Annotated in this window: 11 protein-coding genes; 4 read left to right on the top strand and 7 right to left on the bottom strand. The window is 40.1% G+C overall.

Annotation, left to right across the window (positions count from 1 at the left end; translation table 11 throughout):
• Positions 1 to 47: 47 nt before the first annotated feature.
• Both rpoC and R2Q66_RS00650 read left to right on the top strand, forming a co-directional pair.
• Entirely contained in the window at positions 48 to 4,334 is a 4,287-nt protein-coding gene (gene rpoC, locus R2Q66_RS00655) for a DNA-directed RNA polymerase subunit beta' (RefSeq protein ID WP_316745884.1), read from the top strand.
• A 125-nt stretch (positions 4,335 to 4,459) separates the two neighbouring features.
• Entirely contained in the window at positions 4,460 to 4,774 is a 315-nt protein-coding gene (locus R2Q66_RS00650) for a DUF3467 domain-containing protein (protein WP_265840822.1), read from the top strand.
• Here the strand turns inward: R2Q66_RS00650 and miaA are convergent.
• The 6 genes from miaA to R2Q66_RS00620 are packed head-to-tail and all read right to left on the bottom strand — an operon-like array spanning position 4,771 to position 10,363.
• On the bottom strand, positions 4,771 to 5,682 hold the full coding sequence (gene miaA, locus R2Q66_RS00645) for a tRNA (adenosine(37)-N6)-dimethylallyltransferase MiaA (RefSeq protein WP_316745881.1): 912 nt from the start codon (positions 5,680 to 5,682) through the stop codon (positions 4,771 to 4,773). The two genes, R2Q66_RS00650 and miaA, sit on opposite strands and share 4 nt — an antisense overlap.
• A gap of 9 nt (positions 5,683 to 5,691) precedes the next feature.
• On the bottom strand, positions 5,692 to 6,357 hold the full coding sequence (locus R2Q66_RS00640) for an IS1096 element passenger TnpR family protein (protein ID WP_316745879.1): 666 nt from the start codon (positions 6,355 to 6,357) through the stop codon (positions 5,692 to 5,694).
• A gap of 50 nt (positions 6,358 to 6,407) precedes the next feature.
• On the bottom strand, positions 6,408 to 7,814 hold the full coding sequence (locus R2Q66_RS00635; protein WP_316745877.1) for a CCA tRNA nucleotidyltransferase: 1,407 nt from the start codon (positions 7,812 to 7,814) through the stop codon (positions 6,408 to 6,410).
• Positions 7,815 to 7,839: 25 nt separating this feature from the next.
• Positions 7,840 to 8,406, bottom strand: a complete 567-nt coding sequence (locus R2Q66_RS00630; RefSeq protein WP_316745875.1) for an L-threonylcarbamoyladenylate synthase — start codon at positions 8,404 to 8,406, stop codon at positions 7,840 to 7,842.
• 6 nt (positions 8,407 to 8,412) lie between these two features.
• Entirely contained in the window at positions 8,413 to 9,540 is a 1,128-nt protein-coding gene (locus R2Q66_RS00625; protein ID WP_316745874.1) for a glycosyltransferase family 1 protein, read from the bottom strand.
• Between the two features lie 4 nt (positions 9,541 to 9,544).
• Positions 9,545 to 10,363, bottom strand: coding sequence for a 2,3,4,5-tetrahydropyridine-2,6-dicarboxylate N-succinyltransferase (locus R2Q66_RS00620; protein ID WP_316745872.1), 819 nt, complete (start codon positions 10,361 to 10,363; stop codon positions 9,545 to 9,547).
• A 78-nt stretch (positions 10,364 to 10,441) separates the two neighbouring features.
• On the opposite strand from R2Q66_RS00620, the gene R2Q66_RS00615 reads away from it, so the two are divergent.
• Positions 10,442 to 10,858, top strand: a complete 417-nt coding sequence (locus tag R2Q66_RS00615) for an RNA-binding S4 domain-containing protein (protein ID WP_316745871.1) — start codon at positions 10,442 to 10,444, stop codon at positions 10,856 to 10,858.
• A gap of 1 nt (position 10,859) precedes the next feature.
• On the opposite strand, the gene R2Q66_RS00610 is transcribed toward R2Q66_RS00615, so the two are convergent.
• Positions 10,860 to 11,576 (bottom strand): EcsC family protein, encoded by a 717-nt coding sequence (locus R2Q66_RS00610; RefSeq protein WP_316745869.1) that lies wholly within the window; start codon positions 11,574 to 11,576, stop codon positions 10,860 to 10,862.
• A 109-nt stretch (positions 11,577 to 11,685) separates the two neighbouring features.
• Between R2Q66_RS00610 and R2Q66_RS00605 the strand changes: the two genes are divergently transcribed.
• Entirely contained in the window at positions 11,686 to 13,587 is a 1,902-nt protein-coding gene (locus tag R2Q66_RS00605; protein ID WP_316745867.1) for a redoxin domain-containing protein, read from the top strand.
• Positions 13,588 to 13,673: the final 86 nt, after the last annotated feature.

The following is a 13,673-nucleotide window of genomic DNA, read 5'->3' as shown; positions in this document are numbered from 1 at the left end:
GGTGTCCGTTCCGGCTTTTTAAATTTTCAAATTCAAACAAAAGAGCTATGTCTTACAAAAAGGATAATAAATTAAAAAGCAATTTCACCTCGATCACCATTAGTTTGGCATCGCCGGAGGCTATTTTAGAGCGCTCTAGTGGTGAGGTGTTAAAACCTGAGACGATAAATTACCGTACTTACAAACCTGAGCGTGATGGTTTGTTCTGCGAGCGTATTTTCGGTCCGGTTAAAGATTACGAATGTCATTGTGGTAAATACAAACGTATCCGTTATAAGGGTATTGTGTGTGACCGTTGTGGTGTTGAGGTTACGGAAAAGAAAGTACGTAGAGAGCGTATGGGGCACATCAATTTGGTGGTTCCTGTTGCGCATATCTGGTATTTCCGTTCTTTACCAAATAAAATTGGATACTTATTAGGATTGCCTACAAAGAGATTAGATTTGATCATTTACTACGAGCGTTATGTAGTAATTCAAGCTGGTTTCATGGCAGAAGAAGGTATTCAATATATGGATTTCTTAACTGAAGAGGAATATCTTGATATTCTTGATAAGTTGCCAAAAGAAAACCAATATTTAGACGATAAAGATCCTAATAAATTCATCGCCAAAATGGGTGCTGAAGCATTAGAAGATTTATTGAAACGTATTGATTTAGATACTTTATCTTATAACTTACGCCACCAGGCTGCAAACGAAACTTCTCAGCAACGTAAAAACGAAGCTTTGAAACGTTTACAGGTAGTGGAAGCTTTCCGTGGTGCAAGAACCCGAATTGAGAATAACCCGGAGTGGATGATCATCAAGATTGTTCCTGTTATTCCACCGGAATTGCGTCCGTTAGTACCTCTTGAAGGTGGTCGTTTTGCGACTTCAGATTTAAATGATCTATATCGTCGTGTGATTATCCGTAACAATCGTTTGAAACGTTTAATCGAGATCAAAGCGCCGGAAGTAATTTTACGTAACGAAAAACGTATGTTACAGGAAGCGGTAGATTCGTTATTTGATAACTCACGTAAAGTAAATGCAGTTAAAACTGAAGGTAACCGTGCTTTAAAATCTCTTTCAGACATTCTGAAAGGTAAACAAGGTCGTTTCCGTCAGAATTTATTAGGTAAACGTGTGGATTATTCTGCTCGTTCGGTAATTGTTGTAGGTCCAAACCTTAAATTACATGAATGTGGTTTACCTAAAGATATGGCTGCGGAGCTATTCAAACCGTTTATCATTCGCAAGATGATAGAAAGAGGTATCGTTAAAACAGTAAAATCTGCAAAGAAAATTGTAGACAGAAAAGATCCATTAGTTTGGGATATTCTGGAGAATGTTTTAAAAGGTCACCCGGTATTACTGAATCGTGCACCAACACTACACAGATTGGGTATCCAGTCTTTCCAACCTAAATTGGTGGAAGGTAAAGCAATCCAATTACACCCATTAGTATGTACCGCATTCAACGCGGATTTTGACGGTGACCAGATGGCAGTACACTTACCATTAGGACACGCCGCAATCTTAGAAGCACAAGTATTAATGCTTGCTGCACACAACATTCTAAACCCTGCAAACGGTACTCCAATTACGGTACCTTCACAGGATATGGTTTTGGGTCTTTACTATATTACTAAAGGCCGTAGAACTGATGAGCAACGTGTAGTTAAAGGACAAGATTTCTCTTTCTACTCTCCTGAGGAAGTAATCATCGCTTATAATGAGAAAATGATTGATCTTCACGCGTTTATTAAAGTTAAGGTAAATGTGAAATTGGAAGATGGATCAATCGTTAATAAATTGATGGAAACTACTGTAGGTCGTGTACTATTTAATCAAATGGTTCCGGCAGAAGTTGGTTATATCAATGAGCTACTAACTAAGAAATCTCTTAGAGATATCATTGGTCATGTGGTAAAAATTACCGGTATGTCACGTGCAGCTAGATTCTTAGATGATATCAAAGAATTAGGTTTCCAAATGGCGTTTAGAGGAGGTTTATCATTTAATTTACAAGATGTAAACATTCCGGTTGAAAAACAAGCGTTATTAGAGCAAGCTTCTGCTGAAGTTGAAGAAGTAAGGAATAACTATAACATGGGATTCATTACCAACAACGAGCGTTACAACCAAATTATCGATATCTGGACTCGTATTAATAACCGTTTAACATCATTCGTGATGACTCAGTTATCAAGCGATAATCAAGGTTTCAACTCAGTTTACATGATGTTAGACTCTGGAGCCCGTGGTTCGAAAGAGCAGATTCGTCAGCTATGCGGTATGCGTGGTTTGATGGCTAAGCCTCAGAAATCAGGTTCAGGTGGTGAGATTATTGAAAATCCGATTCTATCTAACTTTAAGGAAGGTCTATCGGTATTAGAATACTTTATCTCTACTCACGGTGCGCGTAAAGGTCTTGCGGATACGGCGTTAAAAACGGCGGATGCGGGTTACCTTACACGTCGTTTACATGATGTAGCACAGGATATGATCGTTAATGCAGAAGATTGTGGTACTTTAAGAGGTATGTACACTACTGCATTGAAAGATAATGAAGACATCGTTGAGCCATTATACGACAGATTATTAGGTCGTATTTCTCTACATGATGTATTCAATCCTTTGAATGGTGAATTATTAGTTGGAGCTGGCCTTGATATTGATGAAGACATTGCGAAAGCAATTGAAGAATCACCATTAGAAGGTGTTGAAATTCGTTCGGTATTAACCTGCGAAAACAAACGAGGAGTTTGTGCGCTTTGTTACGGTCGTAACTTAGCAACTGGTAAACGTGTTCAAAAAGGTGAAGCTGTCGGTGTAATTGCTGCACAGTCAATCGGTGAGCCGGGTACACAGTTAACACTTCGTACGTTCCACGTTGGGGGTACTGCATCGAATATCGCTGCAGAATCTCAAATCAATGCTAAATTTGATGGTATCATCGAGTTTGAAAATGTTCGTACAGTAGAGAATGATACTGAAGATGGTATAAAACAAATTGTTTTAGGTCGTTCAGGTGAATTCAAAATTGTTGAAGCAGGCACAAACAAAGTGATCATGACCAACAACATTCCTTACGGTTCATTCTTATATGTTGAGGATGGAGCTAAAATCGCTAAAGGCGATAAGATTTGTTCATGGGATCCATACAATGCGGTAATTATCTCGGAGTTCGCCGGTAAAATCGAATTTGATGCAATCGTTGAAGGTGTAACCTTCCGTGAGGAGTCTGATGAGCAAACTGGTCACCGTGAGAAAGTAATTATCGATACACGTGATAAAACTAAAAACCCTTCTGTACGGGTTGTGGATAAAAAAGGTGAATTGATCAGAGGATATAACATCCCTGTTGGAGCCCACATCGCTATCGATGAAGGTGACGCAGTTAAAACTGGTCAGATCCTTGTTAAGATTCCTCGTTCAACTGGTAAAACAAGAGATATCACGGGTGGTTTACCACGTGTAACTGAGCTTTTCGAAGCACGTAACCCTTCAAACCCTGCTGTAGTAACAGAGATTGATGGTGTGGTAACCTTAGGTGGCGTTAAACGTGGTAACCGCGAAATGACGATTGAATCTAAAGACGGAGAAGTTAAAAAATACCTTGTTCCATTGTCTAAACACATCCTGGTTCAGGATAATGACTTTGTGAAAGCTGGTATGCCTCTATCTGATGGTTCTATCTCTCCAGCGGATATCTTAGCGATTAAAGGCCCTGCGGCTGTACAAGAATACTTAGTAAATGGTATTCAGGAAGTTTACCGTTTACAAGGTGTAAAAATCAATGATAAACACTTTGAGGTGATTGTACACCAGATGATGCAAAAAGTTCACATTGAAGATCCGGGAGATACCACTTTCTTAGAGAATAATCTAGCAGATCGTTGGGACTTCATGATTGAGAATGACGAGATCTATGACAAAAAAGTTGTGATAGAAGCTGGTGATTCAAACACAGTGAAACCAGGACAAATCCTTTCTCTACGTAAATTAAGAGACGAAAATTCTCAATTGAAACGTAAAGATCTGAGACAAATTGAAGTTCGTGATGCAAGACCTGCAACTGCGAGTTCAATGTTACAAGGTATCACACGTGCTTCATTAGGAACGAAATCGTTCATCTCTGCAGCATCCTTCCAGGAAACTACAAAAGTGTTAAACGAAGCAGCAATCGCTGGTAAACGTGATAACATGCTTGGATTAAAAGAAAACGTTATTGTTGGACACTTAATTCCTTCAGGTACAGGTGTACGTGGATATGAGCGTATCATTGTAGGTTCTCAAGAAGAATACGATAAATTATTAGCTTCGAAACAAGAAGAAGTAGATGCTTAATATTTAAATATCTTTTGAAAAGTCCCCCTTCTGATAAAGTCGGGGGACTTTTTTTATGCGTTTTGGTTTGGAAAATAATTGCGCATCCGCTACCTCGGTATGGATTAAAGTAATAGTTTTGTGTTATGGAAGAACAGCAAAACGAAAACCAATTAAATATTGAACTTTCTGAAGAAGTTGCAGAGGGGATTTTTTCAAACCTGGCCATCATTACGCATTCCAACACGGAGTTTGTACTGGACTTTATCAGAGTGATGCCGGGTGTGCCTAAAGCAAGAGTGAAATCAAGGATTATCCTGACACCAGAACACGCTAAAAGGTTAATGGTAGCAATGCAAGATAATCTGGAGAAATATGAGGCTGCTTATGGCAAGATTAAAACGCAGGATGAGCCTCCTGGATTTCCAATGAACTTTGGCGGACCAACAGCTCAGGCTTAAGATTCTAATACGTTATTGATATGAAGGATGACGGCTTTGCTGGCATTGGGTTCAAACCAGGCAGTGTTGTCATCCCTTCTAAACCAGGTCAGCTGTCGCTTTGCAAAACGACGTGTGTTTTGCTTGATCTTATCTACCGCAGTCTCCAGTGGGATATTACCATCCAGATAATCGAATAATTCGGAATATCCTACGGTATTTAAGGCATTATATTTTCTGTAAGCTTGTAGCCCTTTTACCTCCTCCAGCAGACCTGCACCCATCATTTGATCAACTCTATGGTTGATGCGCTGATAGAGCGCTGCACGGTCCATATTGAGCCCTATTTTGATGATATTGAAAGGTCTTTGTTTTTTACTGTTGGTTTGGTAGGAAGAAAGCTTCTCGCCTGTAGAAAGAAAGAATTCCAGTCCTCTGACCATCCGTTGCGGATTGGCCTGGTCTACCTTCTCATAATATTCAGGATCATGAATTTTTAGCTGTTGTTTGATGGATTCAATACCTTCCAGTTCCAGCTGTTGTTTTAATTGTTCGCGGATGTTGAGGTCTGTATCCGGAAGATCATCGAGTCCATTACAAACGGCATCGATGTATAAACCGGATCCGCCGACCATAATCAGCAGATCCTGTTTTTTAAAAAGTTCCTCCATTAGCTGTAACGCTTGTATTTCAAAGTCGCCGGTGCTGAACAGGGTTTCTATACTATGGGAATTGATGAAATGATGCGGAGCTGCATTTAACTCTTCCGGAGAAGGTTTAGCAGTCCCGATTTCCATTTCCTTAAAGAATTGACGGGAATCAGCCGAAATAATTTCTGTAGAAAAGTGTCTGGCCAGTTCAATAGCCAGCGAAGTCTTTCCTATTCCGGTAGGGCCGACAACTACAATTAAGGTTTTATCCAATAACATGATGGAATATTAATAATCGTCGTCTTTACCACCACCGTACTCATCATCTTCGTAGCTGTCGTCATCGCTACCATACTCATCGGTATCCGCTGCATCTTCTTCTGAATCGTCATCAATTGTTTTTTCTGCGGTATTGATACCTCTTCCGTCCATTGCGGCCAGTTCTTCAGTATCTCCAGGAACAAAGTCCAGTTCGTTCAGAAAATCAAAGTCAGAAGATTCTTCATCAGTTGATACTGCAACGGCATTAAAATTATCTTTATCGATGATTTTAGGGGCTTCTCCCTGACTTTTAACCAGTACAGGGTACTCAAGGTTAGGATCAGTTTCCAGAATGATCTTGATCAGTTCTACATGAAAATCAAATGGACGGTCGAAATTGTAGATATAATAGAATTTCTGGTGTGGATCTTCAATGAAATTGCTCAGTTTAGCTTTTTCCATTAAAGTTACACCTCTATCTGCTTTACGTTGATTCGGCAGGTAGGCAATTTCGTCTCCTTTGATCCAATGATCAGTACTTACATAAAAAGACGAGGATTTTTCAGCAGAATATCCTGTTGAGCGATGTATCGCGCGATGTAAATCTTCAAATGTCTGGTTTGGTTTGATATCGATTTCCCTAACTACCTCATCGAAATCCTCGAAACTTATTCTAAATCTATAAATTGCCATCTGAGCTTTTTTTCTAGCTATAAAATTATAAAATATTATTGTACTTTGTATTAGCGCTTTACGGGTTGCAGGCCGAATTCTTTGGCTTTTTCCAGCATGAACTGTAAAGCTTCCTCGTAGTCGTTTTTGATCTCTCCTTCCAGAATTGCTTCTCGAATGGCATTTTTAATCAGTCCTACTTCTTTACCTGCGCCTAATCCGAATATTTCCATGATATGGGTACCAGTAATTGGTGGCTGCCAGTTTCTTACTTTGTCCCGTTCTTCCACATCTTTCAGCTTCTGTTTAACCAGCTCAAAGTTATTACGGTACTTTTTTACTTTGTACTCGTTTTTTGTGGTGACATCGGCATTGCAGAGCATCATTAAGCTCTCTATATCTTCGCCGGCATCAAAAAGTAACCTTCTGACTGCTGAATCCGTAACCACTTCCTGTGCCAATACAATGGGCCTTAGGTGTAACTGTACGAGTTTCTGCACCAATTTCATCTTCTCATTTAATGGAAGTTTCAATTGATTGAAAATCTGAGGTACCATTCTCGCACCTTTGTCTTCATGGCCATGAAAAGTCCAGCCATGTCCTTCTTCAAAACGTTTGGTTGCCGGTTTGGCAATGTCATGAAGAATAGCTGCCCAACGGAGCCAAAGGTCGTCGGTAGCTTCACAAATATTATCGAGAACCTGCAAGGTATGATAAAAATTGTCTTTATGTCCCTTTCCGTTAATGATGTCTACTCCGTAAAGGTTGGCCATTTGTGGAAATACCAGGTGTAAAAGCCCGGTATCAAACAGGTATTTGAAACCTATAGAAGGTGTTTTAGAAAGGATGATCTTGTTAAGTTCATCGGTAATGCGCTCTTTAGAGACAATACTGATTCTTTCTTTCTGTGTTTTTATTGCGTTGATGGCGCTTTCGTCTATGCTAAACTCTAGTTGAGTGGCAAAACGAATGGCCCTCATCATCCTCAATGGATCATCTGAAAAAGTAAGTTCAGGATCAAGTGGGGTTCTGATGAGTTTTTGCTCCAGGTCATTAATTCCGTTAAAAGGATCAACGAGTTGAGCAAAATTGTCTTTATTCAGGGAGATGGCCAGGGCGTTGATCGTGAAATCTCTTCTCAGCTGGTCGTCTTTGATGGTGCCGTTTTCTACGATAGGTTTGCGGGAATCTGAGCGGTAGGACTCTTTTCGGGCTCCTACAAATTCTATTTCCAGATCGCGGGTTTTAATCATGGCAGTGCCAAAGTTTTTAAATACCGCAACCTTGGTTTTGAGTTGTTTACCTACTAATTCGGCAAACTCAATTCCATTCCCTAACACCACAATATCGATGTCTTTAGAAGGTCTTTTTAAGAAAATATCGCGCACATACCCACCTATTACGTATGCTTCAATCTGATGTGTTTGAGCAATATCGGCAAGGACTTTAAATATTGGATTTTGTAAATGTTTTTCCATTAATGAGTTACAAAAGTAATAAAACTTACTTTCTAATAAAGGAAAATTGACCTCCCGGCGCTAATTTCATGATGGTGGACGGTTTCTTTGGTGCCTGTAGCTCTTGTTCCCAATCAACTATGTAATCTACTGCGGCTTTAATTTCTTCTGAAATCTCATCAAAGATCAGGGGAGAAGGTTCACCGGATTTATTAGCAGAAGTAGAAGTAATGGGTTTACGGAAGCGTTGAATAAGCTGCTGACAGAAGTCATGCTTTACAATTCTGATGCCTACGCTACCATCTTCATTGATCACATTCTTCGCCAGGTTTTTTGCAGCGGAGAAGATGATGGTTAATGGGTTTTCTGCGTATTCGATTAAGTCGTAAGCCACATCAGGGACCTCTGTAACATAACTTTGGATTTTGGAATCATTGTCCAGCAGGACGATAAAACTCTTATCCGCAGTACGCGCTTTGATCTCATTTATTTTGGCTACCGCTGCTTCATTTGTAGCATCGCATCCTAATCCCCAGACCGTATCTGTGGGATAAAGAATCACCCCTCCGTCTTTTAATACCTGAAGGGTTTTTTCAATTTCTGTTCTAAGCATAACCTGTTATTTCTGGTGATTGGAGAGTACCCGGGTATAAATTTCAATCATTTCCTCTGTGAGGACCCGTGTGTCAAATTTTTTAACATATTCCAGCCCTTTCGCCTTCATTGCTGTGGCGAGGGTAGGGGTGTTCAATACTTTATTGATGGAAAGGGAGAGCGCTTTGTGGTCAAATGGTGAGACATATAAGCTATGTTCGCCTCCGGCCTCTTCCAGACAAGAGCCTGTTGCTGCAATTACGGGAACCCCGGAATACATGGCTTCTATTATTGGAATGCCGAACCCTTCATATAAAGAAGGGTAAACGAAGGCACTGGCCAACTGATAAACGGAAGGCAGTTCATCAAAGGGCACATTTTGTAAAAAGGTAACTTTGGATCTCAAACCAAGCAAGTCAATTTCTTTGTTGACAAGCTCCGTATAAGCTGTTTTTTTTCCTACTACCACGAGCTGATACTCTGGATTAATTTCTGGTAATGCCTTAATCAGTGTGAGTAGATTTTTGCGGGTTTCAATCGTACCAACATTCAAAATGTACTTTTCTGGCAACTGGTGTTTAGTCCGGACTTCCTGTTTTTTCTTTTCATCCGCAGTAGATTTGAAACTATCGTCGCAGCTTTGGTAAACCACCTCGATTTTATCAGGATCTGTTTGGAAAAAATGAACCAAGTCTCTTTTTGTACATTCACTAATGGCCACAACTTTGTCTGCATGTTTGCAGGCATAGCGGAATTTCAGTTCGTAAATGAAGCGGTCTATCCTTCCAAAATATTGAGGGAAGCGGAGAAAAATAAGGTCATGTATGGTAACGACACTTCGAATTCCGGAATGTTGAATGCCCAGGGGGATTTCATGACTTAAGCCATGGAAGAGCTCTATCTGATCTTTTAGCAGTTGTTTTTTTATGCCCGAAGTTCTCCAGAACCATCCGGGAGTATCTGGTAGCGCTATCTTAATCCCTTTAATCTGCAAAAAACGGGAGATTTGCGCATGTTCCTTTACTTTGGGTGTATAAACAAAATATTGGTTTTGAGGGAAAAACTCGGCCAGGTGGGTAATTAAAGACCTGCTGTAATTTCCCAGCCCTGTTAAATTATTCGCTGCCCTCTTTCCGTCAAAACCAATCTTCATTATATTATACTGCTACATTATTTTCTCTCAATGCATCATTTAGAGAAGTCTTTTTATCTGTAGATTCTTTACGTTGACCGATGATCAGGGCGCAAGGAACCTGGAATTCTCCAGCCGGGAATTTCTTAGCATAGCTACCTGGAATAACTACTGAACGTGCTGGAACGATACCTTTATATTCAATTGGCGTGCTTCCTGTTACGTCGATAATTTTTGTAGAGGCTGTTAAAACTACGTTTGCACCTAAAACGGCTTCTCTTTCTACGCGAACACCTTCCACAACGATTGCTCTTGAACCCACGAAAACGTTGTCTTCAATGATTACCGGAGCAGCTTGAATTGGCTCTAAAACACCACCAATACCAACACCACCACTTAAGTGAACATGTTTACCAATCTGCGCACATGAACCTACAGTAGCCCATGTATCCACCATTGTACCTTCGTCAACGTAAGCACCGATGTTTACATAAGAAGGCATTAAAATCACACCTTTGGCTAAATAAGCGCCATAACGAGCGATACCATGAGGTACAACGCGTACACCTAATTCTTTATAATTGGTTTTCAATTTCATTTTATCATGAAATACGAAAGGACCAACTTCAATTTCTTTCATTTCTCTGATTGGAAAATAAAGGATTACTGCCTTTTTGATCCATTCATTCACAGCCCATGAGTTCAGTACTGGTTCAGCAACGCGCAATTCACCCTTATCAAGTTGCATAATGACCGTTTCTATTGCCTCGCAATATTCACTATATCCTAATAAAGTTCTGTCTTCCCAAGCGGCTTCTACTAACTTTTTTAATTGTGCTATCATGTTTTAAGTTATTTTTTGACAAAATAAATCAATTTTATGTATAGACCATTGTTTTCTATAATGTATTTTTGATTTTTTATGGCAGAGCAAGAAAAATTACGGATAGATAAGTACTTATGGGCAATAAGATTATTTAAGACCAGGAGTTTGGCGACAGAGGCTTGTAAGGCTGGTCGGGTAAAATTAAATGGTAATAATCTTAAAGCTTCTGCAATCGTAAAACCTGGAGAGGTGTATCAGGTATCCAAGGGAATAGAGAAGAAAGTGATTGAAGTAGTGGAGCTTTTATACAATAGGGTAGAGGCGAAAATTGCGGTCACAAAATATAAAGATATTACTCCTTTGGAAGAGACCCAGGGGTATAAATCTATGTTTCATGCTCCGGTGTTGATCAGAGATCGTGGTGCAGGAAGGCCAACAAAGAAAGATCGTAGAGAAATCGATGACCTGACTGGTGGTCTTTTTGAGGAAGAAGAAGGAAAAAAAGAGTCTTAGGTTATTTTAACAGTCTCATTCTATAGGCTTGCATCGCTGTCGTACCCAATAATTTAATCAATTGATAATTGGCGACGGCACCTACAGCAGCACCAACTATAGGTAAGAGCTGGGCGAGTTTGGCCAGATCGATGTAATCCCGGTATTCCTGTTGAAATGTTTTCCAGTCAAAGCTGTCCACGTTTTCAGGAAGTATATGAAGCTTATTTTCCCAGTTCTCCATGTGCATGAAAACCTTTGTGCGTCCCTGCTGACTGGAGAAAGCGAGCTGAAAAATATACAGCAAATATAAACGCTCTCTATAGTCTTTTACATCAAAGCCATATAGGGCGGCAATTTCGAACAACAGTTTCATTTTTATGCCGATGAGGATTGGAAAATCAGCCATGCTCATTAGAAAACCACCCGCACCGGTAATTCCCCCTTCTGCGGCCCCGGTTTTACAGTAATTGTCAATTTTCGACTTCACCAAAGCTTCTCTATGGACCAGGCTCATTTCCAAAGGGGGAGGATTAGAACTGGTGTAGGCAGAACCATAAAGTACACCTTTGATCATATTTTTGATGGTTACGGTAATCGCAGTATGAATTTTTTCAGGGATATAACTGTTGATTTTCTTTTGAATAGTATTGGTCATCTTATTGAAAAATGAGGGTTTTAATCTCATTTTCCGCTTCCAGAATTCCAGTTCTATGGCTATTTTTTCTTCGTAATTCACGCTTGCATATTACAACAATTATTCCTTAAAGATTAAAGTTTAAGTATTTGCTTATTGATTGGGAAAACTATATATTTAGTTATTCCTAAATAAACCTAAATACTTGATTATGTTCATCTCAAAGAAAATTATTTTTTCACTCTTGCTATTCAGTTCCGCTTCTGCCGGAGCCCAGCAGGTCGTGTTCAGTAGCAAAGCCCCTAAGGGAGGCGAACCACTCAGTTTCACTTATGATCCCGCCGGTGGCACTTTCGCTAATGAAAAGGAGCTTCAGTGTATGGCGCAATCTTTTGTGAACCTTAACCGAAAATCTGTCAACGTTACCCTCAAAAAGGAAGGGAATGTTTTCAAAGGTATCGTCAATCCTGTGGACAGCACAGACCTGGTCTGTCTCGTTTTTTCAGCAAAAGAACCTACTGACCTCAGTCCCCAGGGACATTACACCCTGTTTTATGATAAAGGAACTGTTAAGGCGAATGCTTATCTGGCAGAAGCGCAATTGCTCACCGCGATGAGCAGAATGGCAGGATTAAAGGCCGATCCGGCTAAAGCAGTAGTATCTTATGAAAAGGCATTTGCTGCACAACCAGCTTTGAAAGAGAAATATACAGTCGCCTATTTGAGTACCTTATACGGACTGGATAAAGTGAAAGGAAAAGAATTGATCAACAGTAAGATTAAGAGCTATCAGTTAGAAAAAGCGCCTAAGGAAGTTGATTTGATGACTTTAATGTCATTACATGTTTTACTCAAGGATAAAGCAGCGGCAGATGCTTTAAAGCCGGTTATTGTTGCCCGATATCCCAAAGGAGACCTGGCTTTTACTGAAGCAAGAGCATCCGCCTATCAGGAGAAAGATCCGGATCAGATCGCGCTGAAATTAGCCGCGATGCTGAAACAGTTTGACCTTGATCAGAAAAGGACAGCCGATGCTGCGAAGATCAGTGGTTTATATAGCCAGCTCGTTTACAATTACGGCCAAAAAAGAAATTTGGAGAAGTTCAATTTATACGCTCCAATGATTACCAATAAAATGAGCCTGGCCTCCTTATCTAATTCCCTGGCCTGGCCGCTCGCTGAGAAAAATGAAGACATAGATTTTGCAGCAGTGTTATCAAAAAAATCATTGGCCTTACTGGATGAAGCAAAAAATGAGAAGGTGCCAGCTTTTTATGCTTCAAAAGAACAATATATTCAGGGTATTGAAAGGATGTATCAGACAAATGCGGATACGTATGCGCTGATTTTACACCATAAAGGAAATGATAAAGAGGCCGTTATTTATCAGGAGAAAGCGGGTTCTGCCGCAGATGCTGAAGGTAATGCCCGTTATGTGATGTATCTGGAATTAGCTGGTAATCCGGAAAAAGCATTTAAAGTAGCTGATGAATTTTTGAAAGCTGGTAAGGGTACAGGAGAGATGAGAACAAGGTTTCAAAAGCTTTACGAAGGACAGACTTTAAGCACTCCCTTCAACACCTATATGGCAGATGTTGATAAAACCGTATTTGCAATTAAGCGCGCAGCTACGGAGAAAGAAATGATTAACCTTCCTGCACCTGCGTTTAACCTGAAAAACTTAAAAGGAGAATCTGTGAGTTTAGCCAGTCTCAAAGGAAAAGTCGTGATTCTGGATTACTGGGCGACCTGGTGTGGGCCATGTGTGGCTTCTTTTCCAGGTATGCAAAAGGCCCGGGAAAAATATGCAGCTGATAAAGATGTGGTGTTCCTGTTTGTGAATACCTGGCAGCGGGAAGAAAACAGAGACAAGGTGGTCAGAGACTTTTTAACGGAGAAAAAATATGATTTCAACGTGCTTATGGATACGAAGAACGAGCAGAACCCGGAAGTTTTTGATGTGATTACTGCTTACAAAGTAAGCGGCATACCTACTAAATTTATCATAGGACCGGATGGCAACATCAAGTTTAAAGCTGTGGGCTTTTCAGGGTCAACTGATGGGGTGGTAGAGGAGCTGGATCATATGATCAGCCTGGCCAAATCAAAGTAAGAAGGAATATAAAGCCATCCTTAAAGGAATGTTTAGTTAAACGCAAGATAATGCGCTTTAATATTCCTTTAAAGATGGCTTTTTTG

Origin of the sequence: Pedobacter gandavensis (assembly GCF_032677645.1) — a bacterium.
GTDB lineage: Bacteria > Bacteroidota > Bacteroidia > Sphingobacteriales > Sphingobacteriaceae > Pedobacter > Pedobacter gandavensis_A.
The sequence above is the reverse complement of the archived record's forward strand: the minus strand, read 5'-3'. Positions and strand labels throughout refer to the sequence as shown.

What these genes read in the sequence shown, in the direction of transcription:
- rpoC (WP_316745884.1), top strand. Translation starts at nt 48, where the DNA reads ATGTCTTACAAAAAGGATAATAAATTAAAAAGCAATTTCACCTCGATC.
- R2Q66_RS00650 (WP_265840822.1), top strand. Translation starts at nt 4,460, where the DNA reads ATGGAAGAACAGCAAAACGAAAACCAATTAAATATTGAACTTTCTGAA.
- miaA (WP_316745881.1), bottom strand. Translation starts at nt 5,682, where the DNA reads ATGTTATTGGATAAAACCTTAATTGTAGTTGTCGGCCCTACCGGAATA.
- R2Q66_RS00640 (WP_316745879.1), bottom strand. Translation starts at nt 6,357, where the DNA reads ATGGCAATTTATAGATTTAGAATAAGTTTCGAGGATTTCGATGAGGTA.
- R2Q66_RS00635 (WP_316745877.1), bottom strand. Translation starts at nt 7,814, where the DNA reads ATGGAAAAACATTTACAAAATCCAATATTTAAAGTCCTTGCCGATATT.
- R2Q66_RS00630 (WP_316745875.1), bottom strand. Translation starts at nt 8,406, where the DNA reads ATGCTTAGAACAGAAATTGAAAAAACCCTTCAGGTATTAAAAGACGGA.
- R2Q66_RS00625 (WP_316745874.1), bottom strand. Translation starts at nt 9,540, where the DNA reads ATGAAGATTGGTTTTGACGGAAAGAGGGCAGCGAATAATTTAACAGGG.
- R2Q66_RS00620 (WP_316745872.1), bottom strand. Translation starts at nt 10,363, where the DNA reads ATGATAGCACAATTAAAAAAGTTAGTAGAAGCCGCTTGGGAAGACAGA.
- R2Q66_RS00615 (WP_316745871.1), top strand. Translation starts at nt 10,442, where the DNA reads ATGGCAGAGCAAGAAAAATTACGGATAGATAAGTACTTATGGGCAATA.
- R2Q66_RS00605 (WP_316745867.1), top strand. Translation starts at nt 11,686, where the DNA reads ATGTTCATCTCAAAGAAAATTATTTTTTCACTCTTGCTATTCAGTTCC.